Origin of the sequence: Paractinoplanes globisporus DSM 43857, from assembly GCF_000379645.1 — a bacterium.
GTDB classification, from domain to species: domain Bacteria; phylum Actinomycetota; class Actinomycetes; order Mycobacteriales; family Micromonosporaceae; genus Actinoplanes; species Actinoplanes globisporus.
The window spans coordinates 124,037-140,641 of the sequence record NZ_KB903301.1 but is presented as its reverse complement, the minus strand read 5'-3'; the positions used below and the strand labels follow the sequence as shown (position 1 = coordinate 140,641).

Genomic DNA, 16,605 nt, shown 5'->3' with positions numbered 1-16,605 from the left:
GCTGAGCTGATCACGAAGACGGCCAAAGATGGGCTTAAATCTCACTCTTGCCCTTCACGCCGTTCGCCGCAAGAATGCCTTTTCGACAGTTTAAAAGCGCCTTAGGTCGCCGGCCGCAGGAGCGGATGCTGCATGCCCCACGACGACGAGCGAAACGGCTGGCCGTCCGCCTCCCGGAGTGTTGTTCCCTATCGCGCTTTACCGCCCGGCCCGGCCGTCGCGCAGGCCGCCCGGGCCCGCCGGATTCTCGTCGCCTGCGCGGTCGCGGTGACCGCCGGGGTCGCCGCCATCATGGTGCTGCTCTACCCGTCCGGCGACGACGGGCCCGACCCCGTGGCCCAGCAGATCACCTATCCGTCGCCCTGGGACTTCGGCTTCACGCCGTCGGCTCCGGTGTCCGTGCTCCCGGCCCCGACCAGCAGTTTCAGCCCCACACCGACGTCCGCCTCGCCGTCGCCGGCCCGCCGCGCGTCGACCCCGGTGGTGACCCGCCCGGTCAGCCCGGCGCCGGTGGTCGACCTGGTCATCGGCGCCACCGTCGGCCTGTCCCCGGCGGGCCGGCCGGACTATCGGCTGCGCCATCGCGACTTCGTCGGACGCATCGACCGCATCGGATCCGGCGCGAGTTCTCCGGAACGCCAGGATTCCCAATTCGTCGTCCGCAAAGGCCTCGGCCGCTCCGGATGTATATCGTTGGAATCCGTGAACTTTCCGGGCTATTTCCTGCGGCACCGCGACTTCGTCCTGCGGCTCGAACAGCAGAACCGGTGGGGCCGCCGCGGCGGCTCGGAATTGTTCGCCCAGGACGCCACCTTCTGCACGACGCCGACCGGCGACGGCCGGGGCTTCATTCTGGAATCGATCAATTATCCGGGCCGGGCGCTCGCGGTTCACACCGACGGCGTGGTCCACCTCGACGTGGGTGGATCGACCGCGTTCGTGGTCCGGTCACCCCTGTGAGCGGCGCCCGGCCGACCGGGCCGGGCGCCGCACCCGGTGCTACTTGGCGTTCATGAACTGGCTGATCGGCAGGGGGTGGTTCACGACGCGGACGTCGCCGATCCAGCCGTGGAAGACGTTGTCGACGGCGACGTGCCACCAGACCTCCTCGAAGAGGCCGTGACCCCAGTTGGTGGTCGGGTAGGTCTGGCTCAGCGGGTAGAAGTTGAACTGCGGCTCACGGCCGTTGTTGGAGATGTTGAGCCCGGCCGGCGGCTCCTTCGGGTCGGTAGGCCGGCGTGCGCGGGCTGGTCGGGGTGGTGGTCGCTCGCCCAGGTCAGCGCGTCGGCGGCGCTGCCCGCCACCGCGGCCACGGTGAGGTCGTTGCCGCGCCCGGAGAGATCGCGGACGGTCTGGCCCACGCCGACCGGGCTGCCGCTCACGCCGCCGCCGTCGAACCGCCAGTACGCGAGCGTGCCGGGCACCACCAGCCTGCTCGCCGGCCGGGCCGGGCGCTCCGGCACCGGGATGAAGCTCGCGAACCGCTTCTCGAAATCGATCGGCATCGAGAACAGGTCGACCGGCGTGGTCAGCCGCAGGTGCTGAGCGGCGAGCGGGCTCCGCTCCTCCGGGTCCTGGGCCAGGAAGTACGGCGCGACCGTCTCGACGCCGAGCCGACCAGGTCGTGGGTCGGCACGATCACCGGCAGCGTCGGGTGGTCCTTGATGAACTGGTCGGCGGTGTTGTAGCCGCTCGCGTCGGCTCCGGCGAACGTCTTCGAACGCTTGAACCGCTGCGGTCCCATCGTCCGCAGGTACGGCGTGGCGGCCCCGGGTGTCGTCGCCGGACACGTCGTGGTTGCCGGCCAGCACGCTGTACGCGACACCGTGCGAGTCGAGGACCTCGAACGCCTTGCCGACCGCCGGTGTCGCGCTCCCGAATGCCGCCGCGCCCGCGCCGGCCAGCGCGGCGGCACGCAGGAGGTCACGCCGGTTGGGCCCCGCCTGCACGTGGATGTGCTCGTGCTCGAGCATCGCTTTCCCCTCCGAAGAAGTTCGGGAATCCAGCGAATCGGACGCTACGAGCGGTCCTTCAATGGGGAGAGGCCGGCAGGTGACGAACAGTTGATCAGATGCCGGGCATCCTCGAGGTCAGGCGCCGGCCTCGTCGAGACGGGTGAGCTGGTCCTCGGTGAGCTTGACGTCGAGGGCGGGCACGACGTCCTCGAACTGCTCGGGGGTGCGCGGGCCGATCAGCGGGATCACCCGCGGCGCCGTCTGGTGCAGGAGCCAGGCCAGGACCAGCTGGTTGGGGGTCACGCCCACCTCGGCGGCGATCTCCGTGACCGCGGCGATCCGGGCGTCGGCGTCGGGGCCCGCGTAGTTGGCCATCATCCAGTGGTCGGCCCGCTTCGCGGCGCTGTCGTAGACGCCCTTCACGATCGGGGAGTACGCGACCAGGGTCTGATCGTCGTTGTCCCGCAGGTAGTCCAGCTGCTCGGTGTCCACGATGGACGCGGTGTCGAGACCAGCCCTGCGGCGCAGGTAGCTGTGCTGCTGCTGGATCGCCACCGGGAGCGGCCAGCCGTTGCGCGCGCAGAGGCCGCGGATGCGCTCGAGCCGCCACGTGTACACATTGGACCAGCCGAGGTACCGCACCTTGCCGGCCTCGACGAAACCGGCCAGGGCCTCGAGAGTCTCCTCCAGCGGCGTGGCCTTGTCGTCGACGTGGATGTAGTAGAGGTCGATGTGGTCGGTGCCGAGCCGGCGCAGGCTGCCGTCGAGGGCGTCGCGCAGCGTCTTGGCGCCCGCCCCCGCGAACGTGCGCCGGGCCAGGTCCCAGTTCGGGGTGCCGTCGGCGGCCCAGAGGTCGGGGGAGTATCGCGGCAGCGCGCTGCCCTTGGTGGCCAGAAAGATCTGGTCGCGCTTGGTGCCGTCCCGCATCCAGCGGCCGAGGAGCTCCTCGCTCTCGCCGCCGCGGCTGCCCTCGCGCGCCCACCACTCGTAGCAGTCGGCGGTGTCGATGAACGAGCCGCCCACCTCGAGGTACCGGTCGAGGATCCGGACGGAGTCGCTCTCGCCGGTGGCGTTTCCCATCTGCATCGCGCCGAGCGCGAGCTGGCTGACCTGCCGGCCGGTCCGGCCGAGTTCTGTCGTCTGCATGAATTCGACGCTATTTCCTGGAGCGCGCTCCAGGTCAACCGCCAATATCCGTGCACTTGGATGTAGCCGAGCGGCTAGGTACCCAAAACACCCGATAGCATCCCGGGATGCACGAGAACCGGCCCGGCACGGCACGCGAGCGGCTCCTGGCCGCCGCGCTCGACCTGTTCGCCGAGCACGGGGTGAGCGGCACCTCGCTGCAGATGATCGCCGATCGGCTGGGTGTGACCAAGGCGGCGGTCTATCACCAGTTCCAGAGCAAGGACGACATCGTGCTGGCCGTGATCGATCCGGCCCTGTCGCGGCTCGGACCGATCGCCGACCACGCCGAGGCGCAGCGCGGGCACGTCGCGCGCCGCGACACGGTGCTGCACGGCGTCGTGGACCTGGTCGTCGAGTTCCGGAAGGTGTCGGCGACGCTCAGCTTCGACCCGGTGGTGATGCGGCTGGTGCGGGCCCATCCGGCGCTGCGCTCGCTGCAGCGGATCCGGCGGCTGCTCGGCGGCACGGCGCCCGACCCGGGCAGCCGGGTGCGGATGGCGGTGCTGAGCGGGGGCCTCATGATGGCGGGCGCCGACCCGGCCGTGATCCGGCTCGACGACGAGGACTACCGGGACCATCTGCTGGCCGCGGCCCGCCGTATCCTCGTGCGGTGACGCCGCGCCGCCTTGGCTCCTGGGTCGTAGTCGCCCTGTTCTTCACCGCCGTGCTCAAGTTTGTGCTCGACGACCTCGACAGCGGCTATGCGGGCTGGCTGCTGCCGTTCGCGACGGTGCTGGCGACCGTGTTCGTGGCGATCGTGCTGCACGAGACCGGTCACCTGCTGGCCGCGCTCGCGCTGCGGCTGAAGGTGGTCGGCGTCCGGATCCGCTATACGGGACAGTCGTTCGTGCGGGTCAAGCCGGACGCCGCGCTGAAGTGGCTGCCGGCGCGGTTCGTGCTGTGGCATCTGGCCGGGCCGGCGGTCGATTTCGCGCTCGCGGTGGGGCTCTTCGCGGCGGCCCGGTCGACGGATTCGCCGACGGCTCTGGACTGTCTGCTGGCCGCTGCGTTGACGGCGTTCCTGCTCGGCGTGGGAAACCTGTGGCCGCACACCACCCCGGCCGGGATGCGCAGCGACGGCGCCCAGGTCCTGCGGTGGCTTCTGCACCCGAGCCGGCAGTCCACCATCGTGGTCACCGACACGGCGGCGCTGCGAAAGGTCGTCGACGGGACGATCGACCCCGCCGCGCTCGACGCGTTCATCGAGACGACGGTGGACGGGCGGGCCGTGGCGCTCGCCGTCCACCTGCGCCTGCTGCGCAAGCTCGGCCTGGACCGCCCGGGCGTGAAGGTCACCATCGGCAACGTCGCCATCGGCCCGGCGACGGCCTCGGACTACCTTCGATTGCACACGTACGCGGTGGCGCCTTCCACACCCGGGGAGATGACCGACGCGCTCGCGCCCAACCTGGGCGTGATCGCCGGCCTGTGGCAGCTCCACCGGGTTGTGGTCGCCGGGGAGCCCGCCTCGCCGCCGATCGTGGCCCAGGTCGCGGCGGTGCGTGACGCGCTGGCCCGGCGCAAGTCGGAGAGCCTGTCCCACCTCGTCGTGGCGGCCCTGGTCGACCTGCTCGAGGGCCGCCCGGCCGAGGCGCGGCGCGCGCTGACCGGCGTGTCCCCGGGGACCGGGCAGGAGCAGACGCGGGCGCTGCTGATCCGGGCGATCGCGGAATCGGCGCTCGGCGACCATGCCCAGGCCGACCGGCTGGTCGAATCGGTGCGGCGGGCGCACGCCGCAGCCGGAAAGCCGGACGGGGGCGAGCCGCCCCCGATCCTGGCCGAGATGCTGACGGCGATGCGGCCGGCCCCCGTCGCGGACTGATCCTCAGGGGCTGTGCAGCGCCTCGCGGAGCTCGCGGCGCGAGGCGACCCCCAGCTTGGCGAAGACCTTGCGCAGGTGCCACTCCACGGTCCGGGCGCTGACGAACAGCTCCGCGCCGATCTCCGCGTTCGTGCGGCCGTCGCGGGCCATCCGCGCGATGTGCTCCTCCTGCGCGGTGAGCTCGTCGGTCACCCCGGGGGCGCGCTTGCGGACCTTCTCGCCGGTGGCGCGCAGCTCGCGGCGGGCGCGGACGGAGAACGCGTCGAGGCCGATCGCCGTGATCATCTCGTACGCGATCTGGAGTTGTTTGCGGGCCTCGGCGCGCCGGCCCTCGCGGCGCAGCCACTCCCCGTACAGCAGATGGGCCCGGGCCAGATCGGGCCGTAACCTGGTGCGCCCGAGCCGTTCCACCGCTTCCCGATAGAAACGTTCGGCGTCGGCGCCGTCGCTGATCAGCGCCCGGCAGCGGGCCGTGAGACCCAGCGCCCAGTCGGAGCTTTCCACGGTGTACGCCGACAGCTGCTCCAGCGCCTTTTCCGCCGCCGCGGGATCGCCGGTGCGGGCGGCCGCCTCGACCAGCTCGGCCAGGGCGAACGGGGTGAGGAACGAGAGCTCGTCGGAGGCCACGTCGCGGGCCGCGTCGAGGGCGCTGCGGTAACGGCCCAGGCCGTTGTCCAGGATCGCGGCCGCGAGGCTCGTGATCTGCAGGGCATAGCCGTCGCCGCGCTCGATCAGCTCGTTCTCGACCGCGGCCGTCTGCGGCGTCGCCTCCACCGGGCGGCCCTGGTAGGCGGCGAGCAGGCGGGCGCCGTAGGCCGCCATGTGGACCCCGGTCGCCTCCTTGACCGCGTCGTGCTCGGCGACCACCGCCGCGGCGGCCTCCAGATCGCCGCAGTGGGTGGTCATGAAGCCGTGGTAGTTGAGCGAAAGAACCAGCGAGGTGAGGGCCCCGGACGCCCGGGCCAGCCGCACCTGGCGGGTGCTGAGCTCGGCCCAGGCGTCGACGTCCCAGAGCGCGAAGGCGGCCGTGGTCGCGGTGCGCCCCCACCGCAGCCAGTCGTCGGCGGAGACCTGGCCGTCGCGGAACAGCGTCACGGCCCGCCGCAGGTTCGGCACGGCCGCCGCGCGCCCCTTGACGATCGTCGTGGCCAGGCCGTCGAGGAGCAGGTCGACCGGGCGCGGCCGGGCCGGCCACGGCGCCGCCAGCGCCGCCCGGCAGACCGTGCCGAGATCGCCGCCGGGCGCGGCGAACCCGCCGGCGAGCACCGCCGCCCACCACGCGTGCAGGTACGTCTCCCGGGCCAGCCGTACGTCGATCGACTCCAGCCGGGATGCGGCCCGCAGCAGCAGAACCGGCGCGTGGCGCCCCGGGTTCGCCGCCGCCTCGATCTGCCCGGCGAGCTGCTCGGCCCGTGCCCGCTGGAGATCGCCGGTCGCCACGGCCGCGGCCTCGGCCGCGAAACCCCGCGCCGCGTCGAAGGCGCCCGCGTGCAGGTGCGCCTGGGCCGTGGCCCACGCCCGGTCCGCCCGCCGCGCCGGGTCGGCGGTCAGCGCCAGCGACCGTTGCAGCAACGCGGCCGCGGCGGCCAGTCCAGCGCGGGCCTGCGCCGTCTCCGCGGTGCGCTCGAGCTCGGTCGCGAGGGCCTCGTCGGGCTCGTCGGTGGCGGCGGCGAGGTGCCACACCCGCCGCTCGGCGTCCTCGGCGCTCGTCGCCCGGGCCAGGGCCCGGTGCATGGCCCGCCGGTCGGCCGGCGACGCGGCGGTGTACGCGGCCGACCGGACAAGCGGATGACGGAAGCGCACCCGGGCGCCGATCTCCAGCAGGTGTTCCGCGTCGGCCACCTCGGCGGCCTCGTGCCCGATGCCCAGTGCCGCCGCGGCCCGCCAGACCAGCGCTGCGTCGCCGGTGGGATCGGCCGCCGCCAGCAGCATCAGGTGCCGGGTCGGGGCCGGCAGGGCGCGGACCCGGCCCAGGTAGAGCAGGTGCAGGCGGTCGGAGATCCGCCCGGTCGCGGGCACGGCGAAACCGCCCGCGAGCTCGGCGGGGCTCATGCCCTTGGGCAGTTCCAGCAGGCCGAGCGGGTTTCCCCGGGTCTCGGCCACGATCCGGTCGCGGACCCGCGGGTCGAGCTGGCCGGGGATCGTCGCGCTCAGCAGCGCGCGAGCGTCCTCGTCGATGAGGCCGTAGAGGGTGAGCGCGGGCAGGCTCCGGAAGGCCGGCTGCTCGTCGGCATCCCGGGCGGCGACCAGCAGCAGCACGGCGTCGGCCAGCAGCCGGCGGGCGACGAACCCGAGCACCTGCAACGACGCGTCGTCCAGCCATTGCGCGTCGTCGACCAGGCAGACCAGCGGCCGGTCCGCGGCGGCCTCGGCCAGCAGGCCGAGCACGGCCAGGCCGACCACGAACCGGTCCGGCGGGCTCCCGCGGGTGAGGCCGAACGCGACGCGCACGGCCTGGGCCTGCGGCTCGGGCAGGGCGGCCAGGTGGGTCAGCAGCGGCGCGCACAGCTGGTGCAGGGCGGCGAACGGCATGGCCAGCTCGGCCTCGACACCGGCGATCTGGATCACCCGGCAGCCGGCCGACTGCCGGGCCGCGTAGTGCAGCAGGGCGGTCTTGCCGATCCCGGCCTCGCCGTGGATCACCAGCACACCGCCGTGGCCGGCGCGCACGGCGTCCAGGGCCGCATCCAGGGCGCTGCGCTCCGGGGTGCGTCCTCTGAAGGCGGGCACGCGCGGCGCGGTCACGTCCATCAACATATGACCAGGACAGGACCAGGGGGAACCCCTGGTGTGAACCGGCGCGGACGGGCCGGACAGTACCTGGCATGACGACCGGACGGCGGGTGGCCATCGTCACCGGCGGATCGCGTGGCCTCGGCCAGGAGCGGACCGCCCGAGGTCATCGCGCTGCTGGCCGGCATCTAGCGACGGAGGAGTCGGCATGTTGTCATTCCAGGTCTTCAACAGCGGCTATCGACCGATACCGAGCGTTCCCGGGTGGGGCGAGGCGACCTGGCCGGCCGGTACGGCGACGCTGATCCGCGGGGAGCGCGAGGCGATCCTGGTGGACGCGCTGCTGACCGTCGACGAGGGGGAGCGGCTGGCGGCCTGGGTGCGGGAGTCCGGACGGGACCTGCGGGCCGTCTTCCTGACGCACGGCCATTTCGATCACTTCTTCGGGGCGGGGCCGGTGCTCGGCGCGTACGCGGGAAGTCGTTTGATCGCCTGTGACCAGCAGGTGGTCGACGAGGCTGTCCGGCAGACCGGAGCCGAGGTCATGGCCCGGTGGAACGCGTTGTTCCCCGGCCGGCTCGCGGCGACGCCACCGGTGCCCTCCTGGTCCGGGGCGGCGAACCTCGACCTCGAGGGCAACCCGGTGTACCTGCGGACCATCGGGGGCGCCGACGGCGTGCTCGCCACCATCGCGTACGTGCCGGACCTGCGTCTGGTGTGCGCGGGCGACATCGTCTACAACAACATCCACATGTGGCTGCGGAACTCGACCCCGGAGTCGCGCAAGGCGTGGCTGGCCTCGCTGGACGCGGTCGCCACCATGAAGCCCGTCACCGTCGTGACCGGACATCGGGATCCGGACGCGCCGGACGACGACGCCGCCCGCGTCATCGACCAGTCCCGGCGGTACATCGAGGACTTCGAGCGGGAACTGGCGGTTTCGGGCACGGCGCGGGAGCTGATCGATCGGATGCTCGCCCGGTATCCGGACCACGGCAACCGCTACACCTTGTTCGCCTCGGCGACGAGCCAGTTCGCCTGACCACCGGCGGCGCGTTGTGCGGCGCCGGAAGACGCCTAGAGTCGGCCCGTGACCGACAACGTGAATCCGGGGCGGCGGGTCCGTCAGCTCAGGCTGGTCGTCGAGGCGGAGGACTTCGCCGCGGCGGTGGCGTTCTACCGCGACGTGCTGGGCCTGCCCGAACAGGAGGCGTACGAGGGGGACGGCGGCGCCCGGGTGGTCATCCTCGACGCCGGCCGGGCGACGCTGGAGATCGCCAACCCGGAGCAGAAGCGGATGATCGACGAGGTGGAGGTCGGCCGGCCTGTGGCGCCGCGGATCCGGGTGGCGTTCGAGGTCGATGACGCCATCGCGCGCACCGCCGAGGCGGTCGCGGCCGGCGCCGAGGAGGTCGCCCCGCCGACCCGCACGCCCTGGGAGTCGCTGAACTCCCGGCTGGAGGCCCCGGCCGGCCTGCAGATCACCCTGTTCCAGGAGCTGGCCCGGAAGGAGGACAAGTGAAAGCGGTCGTGTACGACAGCTACGGATCTCCGGACGTCCTGCGGGTGGAAGACGTGCCACGGCCCACGCCGAAACCGGGCCAGGTGCTGGTGAAGGTGGCCGCCACCTCGCTGAACCTCAGCGACTGGGAGACGCTGGTCGGCCGCCCGGCGTACTCGCGCATCGGCGGGGTACGCAAGCCGGCCCGGCGGACCCTCGGGTCGGACATCGCCGGGACGGTCGAGGCGGTGGGCGAGGGAGTCACCCGGTTCGCGCCCGGTGACGATGTCTACGGCGACAACCTCCAGCTCAAGGGCGGTTTCGCCGAGTACGCGGTGGCGCCCGAGCACGTCCTCGCCCGCAAGCCCGCGGAGCTCAGCTTCGCCGAGGCCTCGACCATTCCGCAGTCGGGGGTGATCGCGGCGCAGGGCATCAGCGGGGCCGGCCCGGGGAAGCGGGTGCTGATCAACGGCGCCGGCGGCGGGTCCGGCGCGTTCGGGATTCAGCTGGCCAAACGGCTCGGGGCGCACGTCACCGGCGTGGACAACGCCGGCAAGCTGGACTTCATGCGCGAGGTGGGCGCCGATCACGTGATCGACTACCGGCGCGAGGATTTCACCCAGGGCGAGCCGTACGACCTCATCCTCGATCTGGTCGCGCAGCGATCGGTGTTCGCCTACAAAAGAGCGCTGGCTCCCGGCGGCCGGTATCGGTGCGCGGGCGGGACCGTGCCCGCCCTGCTGCGGGTGCTGACGGTCGGCGTGGTGGCGGCGCGCCTGTCCGGGCGGCGGATCGGCGTGCTGGCGGTCCGGCCGGGTCCGGCGCACTTCGAGCCGGTGGCCGAGCTCTGCGCGACCGGCGATCTCGCGATCCACATCGATCGCACGTTCACGCTGGACGAGGTGCCTCAGGCACTGGCTCACGTGGGCGAGGGGCGGGCTCTCGGAAAGGTCGTCGTAGCAGTAGCGGGCTGAGCAGGATCAGCAGCCCGGCGGCGGCCAGCACCGTACGCGGGCTGGTGACCTCGGCGAGCAGGCCGCCGAGGGCGGTGCAGATCGCGATCGAGGCGCTGCTGCCGATCGACCAGGCCGTGAGCGTGCGCGCCGCGCGGTCCTGCGGAGTCTGCTCGAGCCGGTAGGTGGCCAGCACCGGGGTGTACAGGCTCATGAAGACGATGATGGCCAGCTCGACGGCGATGACGGTGAGCAGGCCGATCAGGCCGGGGCGGACGAAGACCAGGCCGATCAGCCAGACCACGCGCAGCGCGCCGACGACCCGGATGATCCGGTCCCGGCCGTGGCGGGCCACGACCCGGCGGGCCAAGCGGGAGCCGATCAGGCCGCCGAGGCACGGCAGGGCGAACGCGAGCCCGTACTGCCACGGCGGGAACCCGAGGTCGCGCAGCAGCAGCACGGCCAGCACCGGCTCGGTCGCCATGATCAGGCCGCCGACGACCAGCTGGTTGGCGTAGAGCGCGCGCAGGCCGGGATGACCGAAGATGTGCCGCCAGCCGTCGAGCAAATCGGCCGCCCGCATGGTGCGCCGTTCGCGGCGTGGAGGCGGCTCGTGATGCCCGTGGATGGCGGTGATGCCGAGGGCCGAGAGCAGATAGCTGAACGCGTCGGCGATCACCGTCGTGACCGGGCCGAGCACGCCGATCGCCGCGCCACCCAGCGGCGGGCCGATCGCGATCGAACTCCACTGCGTCGACTCGAAACGGGCGTTCGCGACCAGGAGCTCATCCGGTCGCACCAGGGTCTTCAGAAAGGCGCCGCTGGCCGCGTTGAACGCGATCTTGGCGGCGGCCAGGGCCACCGAGGCGACCATCAGCTGCGTGAACGTCAACAACCCGAGGGCGTACGCGATGGGGATCGTCATCATCACGGCGAAGCGCGCCAGATCAGTGCCGATCATGACCGATCGTTTGCGACGGAACTCGACCCAGGGGCCGAGCGGCACCGCGATCAGCGCGCCCACGGCCGGGCCGACCGCCGACAGCGCGGACACCTGACCGGGACCGGCCTGCAGCACCAGGACCGCGATCAGCGGAAAGGCGCCGAAACCCAGCCCCGAGCCGTACGCGCTGACCGCGTACGACGCCCACAACCACCGGAACTGCCGTCCCACCGAACCCCCCGCCGTAGAAGGACCGCCGAGATCAAAGCAGGACGGCCGATCGGGGATCAAACAACGGACGCGGCGGCGCGCCACAACCGTGCGTTGTGCCGGTAGGGTGCCGCGGGTGGATCTCGACGCCGTGCGCACGTTCGTCGCCGCCGCCGACGCCGGCCAGTTCCAGGAGGCCGCCGCCCGGCTCTCGATCACCCAGCAGGCGGTCTCCAAGCGGGTCGCCGCGCTGGAGAAGGAGCTGGCCGTCCGGCTGTTCACCCGCACGCCGCGGGGCGCCCAGCTCACCATCGACGGCCAGGCGTTCCTCCCGCACGCCCGGGAGCTGCTGCGGGTCGCCGAGCGGGCCGACGCGTCGGTCCGCCCCGGGCGCCGTGCACTGCGTGTCGACGTCGTCAACCGCCGGATCGCGCCGGCCGTGCTGCTGCAGGACTTCTACCGCGTCCATCCCGGGGTGGAGCTGGACGTCATCACGCTCGCGGCCGACTTCCACGGCGCCGTCGCCGCGATCGAGGCGGGCACGATCGACGCCACCTTCCACGCCGTCCCGGTCGCCGCTCAGGAACTGCCGGACGTGATCCGGACGGCCGCCGTGATCGACGAACCGCACGAGCTGCTCGTGGGGCCGCGCCACCCGTTCGCCGACGCCCGTGCCGTCACGCCGGCCCAGCTGGCCGGGCATCGCATCTGGATGCCGGGCCTGCCCTCCGGGACCGAGTGGGGCGACTACTACGACCAGCTGGCCGCCGCGTTCGGGCTGACGATCGACGTGATCGGGCCGGTCTTCGGCAACGAGGCCCTGCTGGCCGAGATCGCCGACTCCGCGACGCTGTCCACTCTGGTCGGTGCGCGCTCCTGGTACATGTGGCCGGACCGCTACGACCTGCGGCGCGTCCCGATCCGCGATCCGTCCCCGATCTACCCGATGTCGATCATTTGGCGCGCCGACAACCCGCATCCTGCCCTGCAAAAACTTCGGGACTTTCTCGACGTACGGAGGGAAGTTCGCGAAGCGGAAATATGGCTTCCGGCGTGGGCCTCTTAGGCAACTCTTAGGGAACCGAGCAGGACCTTTAACCTCGGCGGGCGAAGGTGGGTGAATGTCCGCCGCCACCGTGTCGCCGCCCATCTCTCGCCTCCCCCGGGCGACGCCCCGGTGGTGGGCGGATCTCGGCGGGCTCGCGGCCGGCGCATCGCTGCTGGTCGTGACCGCGCTCTGGGTCTCGGACGGCGGGATTCAGGCGCTGTCGAGCGGCTTCGCGCTGGCCTCGGGGCAGATCACCGGCCTGTGGGCGTCGGATCTGCTGTTGCTGCAGGTGCTGCTGATGGCCCGGGTCCCGATCGTCGAGCGGGCGTTCGGGCAGGACCGGCTGGCGCGCTGGCACCGCTGGGTCGGTTTCAGCTCGTTCTGGCTGATGGTTGCGCACATCGTGCTCATCACGATCGGTTATGGGAGCTTCGAGCGTTTCGTTCCGACCTTCTGGGACCTGACGGTCAACTACGCCGGGATGCTGCTCGCGGTGGCCGGCAGCGCGCTGATCGTGCTGGTCGTGGTGACCTCGCTGCGGGCGGCGCGGCGGCGGCTGCGGTACGAGTCGTGGCATCTTCTGCACCTTTACGCGTACCTGGGCGTGGGTCTGGCGCTGCCGCATCAGTTGTGGACCGGGGCGGACTTTCTTTCCTCGCCGGCGGCCACGGCCTATTGGTGGACGCTGTACGCGGTGTCCGCGGGCGCCGTCCTCGCGTACCGGATCGGACTGCCGGCCTGGCGCAACCTGCGGCACCGGCTGGTGGTCTCGCACGTGACCGCGGAGGGGCCTGGTCTGACCTCGGTCTATCTGACCGGCCGAAGGTTGGACCATATGCCGGTTCGCGCCGGTCAGTTCTTTCAGTGGCGCTTCCTGGACGGGCCGGGCTGGTCGCGCGCGCATCCCTATTCGCTGTCGGCGACGCCGCACGGCGGGATGCTCCGCATCACCGTGAAGGATCTGGGCGACGGAAGTCGCAAGATCGCCGGGCTCAGGCCCGGCACGAAGGTCCTGGTCGAGGGTCCTTACGGCCGGTTGACCAGCGAGTCGTACGGGGGTGGAGCGGTCACGTTGCTCGCGTGCGGGATCGGGGTGACCCCGGTGCTGGCTCTGCTCGGGGAGCTGCCGTACCGGCCGGGGCAGGCGACGTTGATCTATCGCGCCCGGAACGAGGCGGAGGTCGCGTTCCGGGACGAGTTGGAATGGTTCGCCCGGCAACGCGGAGTCCGGGTGGTGTATCTGCTCGGGGCGCGGGCGGCCCGCGAGTCGTGGCTGCCGGGCCGGTACGCCGATCATGCGGACGCGGCGGCGCTGCGGGAGATCGCGCCCTACGTCGCCCGGTCGGACGTCTACATCTGCGGGCCGGAGGCGTGGGCCGCGGCGGCACGGCAGGCGGCGCTCGAGGCCGGGACGCCGGGGGAGCGGGTCCACACGGAGCTGTTCGAATGGTGAGTTCATCGGAAGGTATGACATGCGCCGGATAACGCTGTGGCTGTTCTCCACGGTCGCCGCGGTGGTCCTACTGTTCAGCTATCGGACCAGCACGGCCGGGGCGGGATCGTCGTCACCGCCGGCGGTGGCCACCGCGCCGCTCGCGGGCGACTCCGGCGGCGGCTCGGGGGCCGGCTCCGACTCGGGTTCCGGCACCGGCTCGGGCAGCGGCTCGGGCTCGGGCGGCGACTCGGGTTCCGGCACCGGGTCGGGCAGCGGGTCGTCGACCAGCGGGGCGAAGACCTACACCGGGTCGGTGGCGCAGACCCGGTGGGGGCCGGTGCAGGTCAGCATCGTCGTCTCCGGCGGGAAGATCACCGACGTCGGCGTGCCGACCTACCCGAACAACAACAACCGCGATGTCGAGATCAACGCGCAGGCGCTGCCGATCCTGCGCCAGGAGACGCTCGACAGGCAGAGCGCCGACATCGATGCCGTTTCCGGAGCTACCGTCACCAGCGACGGTTACAAGGAGTCGCTGCAGTCCGCGCTGGACGCCGCGCAGCTGAAATGAGGGGAGACCCGTGCGGATCCTGGTGGTGGAGGATGACGCGGCGGTCCGCGACTCGCTCGCCCGCACTCTGCGCTTCGAGGGCCACCAGGTCGACATCGCCGAGGACGGCCTCGAGGCCCTCGACGCGGTGAAGGCGGCCGAGCCCGACGCGATGATCCTCGACGTCAGCATGCCGCGGCTCGACGGCCTGCACACCTGCCGGCTGCTCCGGGCCGACGGCGTGATCCTGCCGATCCTGATGCTGACCGCCCGCGACAGCGTCGGCGACCGCGTGGCCGGCCTCGACGCAGGCGCCGACGATTATTTGGTAAAACCGTTTGCCTTGCAGGAGTTGCTGGCCCGGCTGCGCGCCCTCCTGCGCCGCTCGGTGCTGACCACCCCGCCCGCCGCCCCGTCGCCGGTCGAGGGCGAGTGGCTGACCTTCGCGGACGTGCGGCTCCACCCCGCCACCCGAGAGGTCTGGCGTGGCGAGCGCCCGCTGCGGCTGACCCGGACGGAGTTCGCGATCCTGGAGGCGTTCCTGAGCCACCCGCGGCAGGTGCTGACCCGGGCCGCGCTGTTCGAGCAGGTCTGGGGCTACGACTTCGGCGAATCGTCCAACAGCATCCACGTCTACCTGGGATATCTCCGCCGCAAACTGGAGGCGGATGGCGAGTCGCGCCTGCTGCACACCGTCCGCGGCGTCGGTTTCGTCCTGCGCGAGGAACCGCTGTGACGGCGCCGGATCGTACGGCCTGGTGGAGCCGGCGGACGCTGCACGCGCGGCTCGCTTTTCTGGTCGGGGCGACTGTGGCGCTGGCGCTGGTGGCGTTCGCGATCGCGTCGTGGGTGGCGGTTCGGGAACTGCAGGAGCACCGGATCAACTCGCAGCTCAACGCGGACGCGATGGCCATCTCGCAGGCGCCGGGGCAGTGGGCGGCCAACCGGGCGGCGCTGCCCGATCCCGGTTATCCGGTCGGGCGGCCGGGGCGGGGCCCGCATCGGGGGGAGCTGGGGCCGCGGTGGCAGATCGTGAACGCCGCCGGGGGTGTGGTCAGTTCGCCGGACAGCCCGCTGCCGGTGACCGCGCTGGGCAAGGAGGCGGCATCGGGGGTCACCCATCGGCACCCGGTGCAGGAGCAGGTGACCATCGGCGGCGATACCTATCAGATGCTCACGATGCCGCTCGCCGGCGGTGGCGCGGTGCAGGTTGCGATCAGTGAGGACGAATCCCGGCGTACGCTCGCGGTCTTGGCCTTGTTGCTGGCCGCAGGTTGCGTGATCGGCATTGCCGGCGCGGCTTTTGCCGGGCGTGCCGTGGCCCGCGCCGGACTGGTCCCGGTGGAGCGCCTCACCGGCGCGGTCGAAGAGGTCGCCGCGACAACCGACCTGACCCACCCGATCGAGGTGACCGGCGACGACGAGATCGCCCGGCTGGGACGCTCGGTCAACACGATGCTGGCCGCGATCGACTCGTCCCGCCGGGCCCAGCGCGCCCTGGTCGAGGACGCCGGTCACGAGCTTCGGACGCCGCTGACCAGTATTCGCACCAATGTGGAGCTGCTGCTGACCGTCGAGCGGCACCCCGAGCTGGCGCACCGGCTGCCGCCGGAGGAACGGGCCAAGCTGCTGTCGGACCTCGACGCGCAGGTGCGCGAGCTGGCGACGCTGACCACCGAGCTGGTGGAGCTGGCCCGCGAGGACACCACCCGGGAGGACCCCGAGCCGGTCGAGCTCGGCGATATCGTGACGGCTGCGATCAATCGTGTACGCATCAGGGCGCCCGGGCTCACGTTCGAGGCGACGCTGTCCCCGGTCACGGTGACCGGCCGACCCGGTGAGCTGGAGCGGATGGTCGTCAACGTGCTGGACAACGCGGCCAAGTGGAGCCCGCCCGGCGCGGCGGTGGCGGTCGCGCTGACGCCGGACGGTGTGCTGACCGTGTCGGACAGCGGCCCGGGGATCGCCCCCGACGACCTGCCGCACGTCTTCGACCGTTTCTACCGGGCGGCGGCGGCCCGGTCGATGCCCGGGTCGGGTCTGGGCCTGGCGATCGTCGCCCAGACCGCCGCCCAGCACGGCGGCACGGTCACGGCCGGACCGAACTCCCCGCACGGCACCACGGTGACGATCCGCCTGCCGGTGACCGACCATCCGGCCGGGGCCGGGCCGTCGTAGGCCCGGCGCCGCGGGCCGGGCGGCGCGGGGCGGGGCGGCGCGGGGTGAGCAGCGCGAGGGCGTGGCCGGCGGCCGCGAGCCGGGTGCCT

The 16,605-nt window shown here is 72.3% G+C and carries 15 protein-coding genes; 11 read left to right on the top strand and 4 right to left on the bottom strand.

Going from position 1 to position 16,605, the window contains the following annotated elements:
• Nucleotides 1-132 precede the first annotated feature (132 nt).
• Complete coding sequence (locus A3CQ_RS0115980; RefSeq protein ID WP_020511945.1) at nt 133-960, top strand: AbfB domain-containing protein; 828 nt, start codon at nt 133-135, stop codon at nt 958-960.
• Nucleotides 961-1,151: 191 nt separating this feature from the next.
• Here A3CQ_RS0115980 and A3CQ_RS0115970 read toward each other — a convergent pair whose 3' ends face one another.
• The gene (locus tag A3CQ_RS0115970; RefSeq protein ID WP_026205748.1) at nt 1,152-1,973 is read right to left on the bottom strand and encodes a hypothetical protein; all 822 of its coding nucleotides are present in this window, start codon (nt 1,971-1,973) and stop codon (nt 1,152-1,154) included.
• A 117-nt stretch (nt 1,974-2,090) separates the two neighbouring features.
• Nucleotides 2,091-3,101: an aldo/keto reductase gene (locus A3CQ_RS0115965; protein WP_020511944.1), complete on the bottom strand. Its 1,011-nt coding sequence runs from the start codon at nt 3,099-3,101 to the stop codon at nt 2,091-2,093.
• A gap of 107 nt (nt 3,102-3,208) precedes the next feature.
• Here A3CQ_RS0115965 and A3CQ_RS0115960 point away from each other — a divergent pair, with 107 nt between their 5' ends.
• Together A3CQ_RS0115960 and A3CQ_RS0115955 are read left to right on the top strand one after the other, a co-directional pair.
• Complete coding sequence (locus A3CQ_RS0115960) at nt 3,209-3,757, top strand: TetR/AcrR family transcriptional regulator (protein ID WP_020511943.1); 549 nt, start codon at nt 3,209-3,211, stop codon at nt 3,755-3,757.
• Nucleotides 3,754-4,965 carry a hypothetical protein gene (locus A3CQ_RS0115955; RefSeq protein ID WP_020511942.1) on the top strand — a complete coding sequence of 404 codons (1,212 nt, stop codon included), beginning with the start codon at nt 3,754-3,756 and terminating at the stop codon, nt 4,963-4,965. Before A3CQ_RS0115960 ends, A3CQ_RS0115955 begins: the two co-directional genes overlap by 4 nt.
• 3 nt (nt 4,966-4,968) lie before the next feature.
• Here A3CQ_RS0115955 and A3CQ_RS0115950 read toward each other — a convergent pair whose 3' ends face one another.
• The gene (locus tag A3CQ_RS0115950) at nt 4,969-7,716 is read right to left on the bottom strand and encodes an ATP-binding protein (protein ID WP_020511941.1); all 2,748 of its coding nucleotides are present in this window, start codon (nt 7,714-7,716) and stop codon (nt 4,969-4,971) included.
• Between the two features lie 190 nt (nt 7,717-7,906).
• On the opposite strand from A3CQ_RS0115950, the gene A3CQ_RS0115945 reads away from it, so the two are divergent.
• The 3 genes from A3CQ_RS0115945 to A3CQ_RS0115935 are packed head-to-tail and all read left to right on the top strand — an operon-like array spanning nt 7,907 to nt 10,173.
• Complete coding sequence (locus A3CQ_RS0115945; protein ID WP_020511940.1) at nt 7,907-8,740, top strand: MBL fold metallo-hydrolase; 834 nt, start codon at nt 7,907-7,909, stop codon at nt 8,738-8,740.
• Between the two features lie 48 nt (nt 8,741-8,788).
• Nucleotides 8,789-9,220, top strand: a complete 432-nt coding sequence (locus A3CQ_RS0115940; RefSeq protein WP_020511939.1) for a VOC family protein — start codon at nt 8,789-8,791, stop codon at nt 9,218-9,220.
• Nucleotides 9,217-10,173, top strand: coding sequence for an NAD(P)-dependent alcohol dehydrogenase (locus A3CQ_RS0115935; RefSeq protein WP_020511938.1), 957 nt, complete (start codon nt 9,217-9,219; stop codon nt 10,171-10,173). The genes A3CQ_RS0115940 and A3CQ_RS0115935 overlap by 4 nt, the downstream gene beginning before the upstream one ends.
• On the opposite strand, the gene A3CQ_RS0115930 is transcribed toward A3CQ_RS0115935, so the two are convergent.
• Entirely contained in the window at nt 10,088-11,326 is a 1,239-nt protein-coding gene (locus A3CQ_RS0115930) for an MFS transporter (RefSeq protein WP_026205746.1), read from the bottom strand. The two genes, A3CQ_RS0115935 and A3CQ_RS0115930, sit on opposite strands and share 86 nt — an antisense overlap.
• A 115-nt stretch (nt 11,327-11,441) precedes the next feature.
• Here A3CQ_RS0115930 and A3CQ_RS0115925 point away from each other — a divergent pair, with 115 nt between their 5' ends.
• Genes A3CQ_RS0115925 through A3CQ_RS0115905 form a run of 5 tightly spaced genes read left to right on the top strand, consistent with a single transcriptional unit; the run spans nt 11,442 to nt 16,516 of the window.
• Entirely contained in the window at nt 11,442-12,371 is a 930-nt protein-coding gene (locus tag A3CQ_RS0115925) for a LysR family transcriptional regulator (protein WP_040432463.1), read from the top strand.
• Between the two features lie 55 nt (nt 12,372-12,426).
• Nucleotides 12,427-13,806, top strand: coding sequence for a ferredoxin reductase family protein (locus A3CQ_RS0115920; RefSeq protein WP_020511935.1), 1,380 nt, complete (start codon nt 12,427-12,429; stop codon nt 13,804-13,806).
• A 19-nt stretch (nt 13,807-13,825) separates the two neighbouring features.
• Nucleotides 13,826-14,359: an FMN-binding protein gene (locus A3CQ_RS0115915; protein WP_020511934.1), complete on the top strand. Its 534-nt coding sequence runs from the start codon at nt 13,826-13,828 to the stop codon at nt 14,357-14,359.
• Nucleotides 14,360-14,369: 10 nt separating this feature from the next.
• On the top strand, nt 14,370-15,074 hold the full coding sequence (locus A3CQ_RS0115910) for a response regulator transcription factor (RefSeq protein WP_020511933.1): 705 nt from the start codon (nt 14,370-14,372) through the stop codon (nt 15,072-15,074).
• Nucleotides 15,071-16,516, top strand: coding sequence for a sensor histidine kinase (locus A3CQ_RS0115905; RefSeq protein ID WP_020511932.1), 1,446 nt, complete (start codon nt 15,071-15,073; stop codon nt 16,514-16,516). The genes A3CQ_RS0115910 and A3CQ_RS0115905 overlap by 4 nt, the downstream gene beginning before the upstream one ends.
• Nucleotides 16,517-16,605 lie beyond the last annotated feature (89 nt).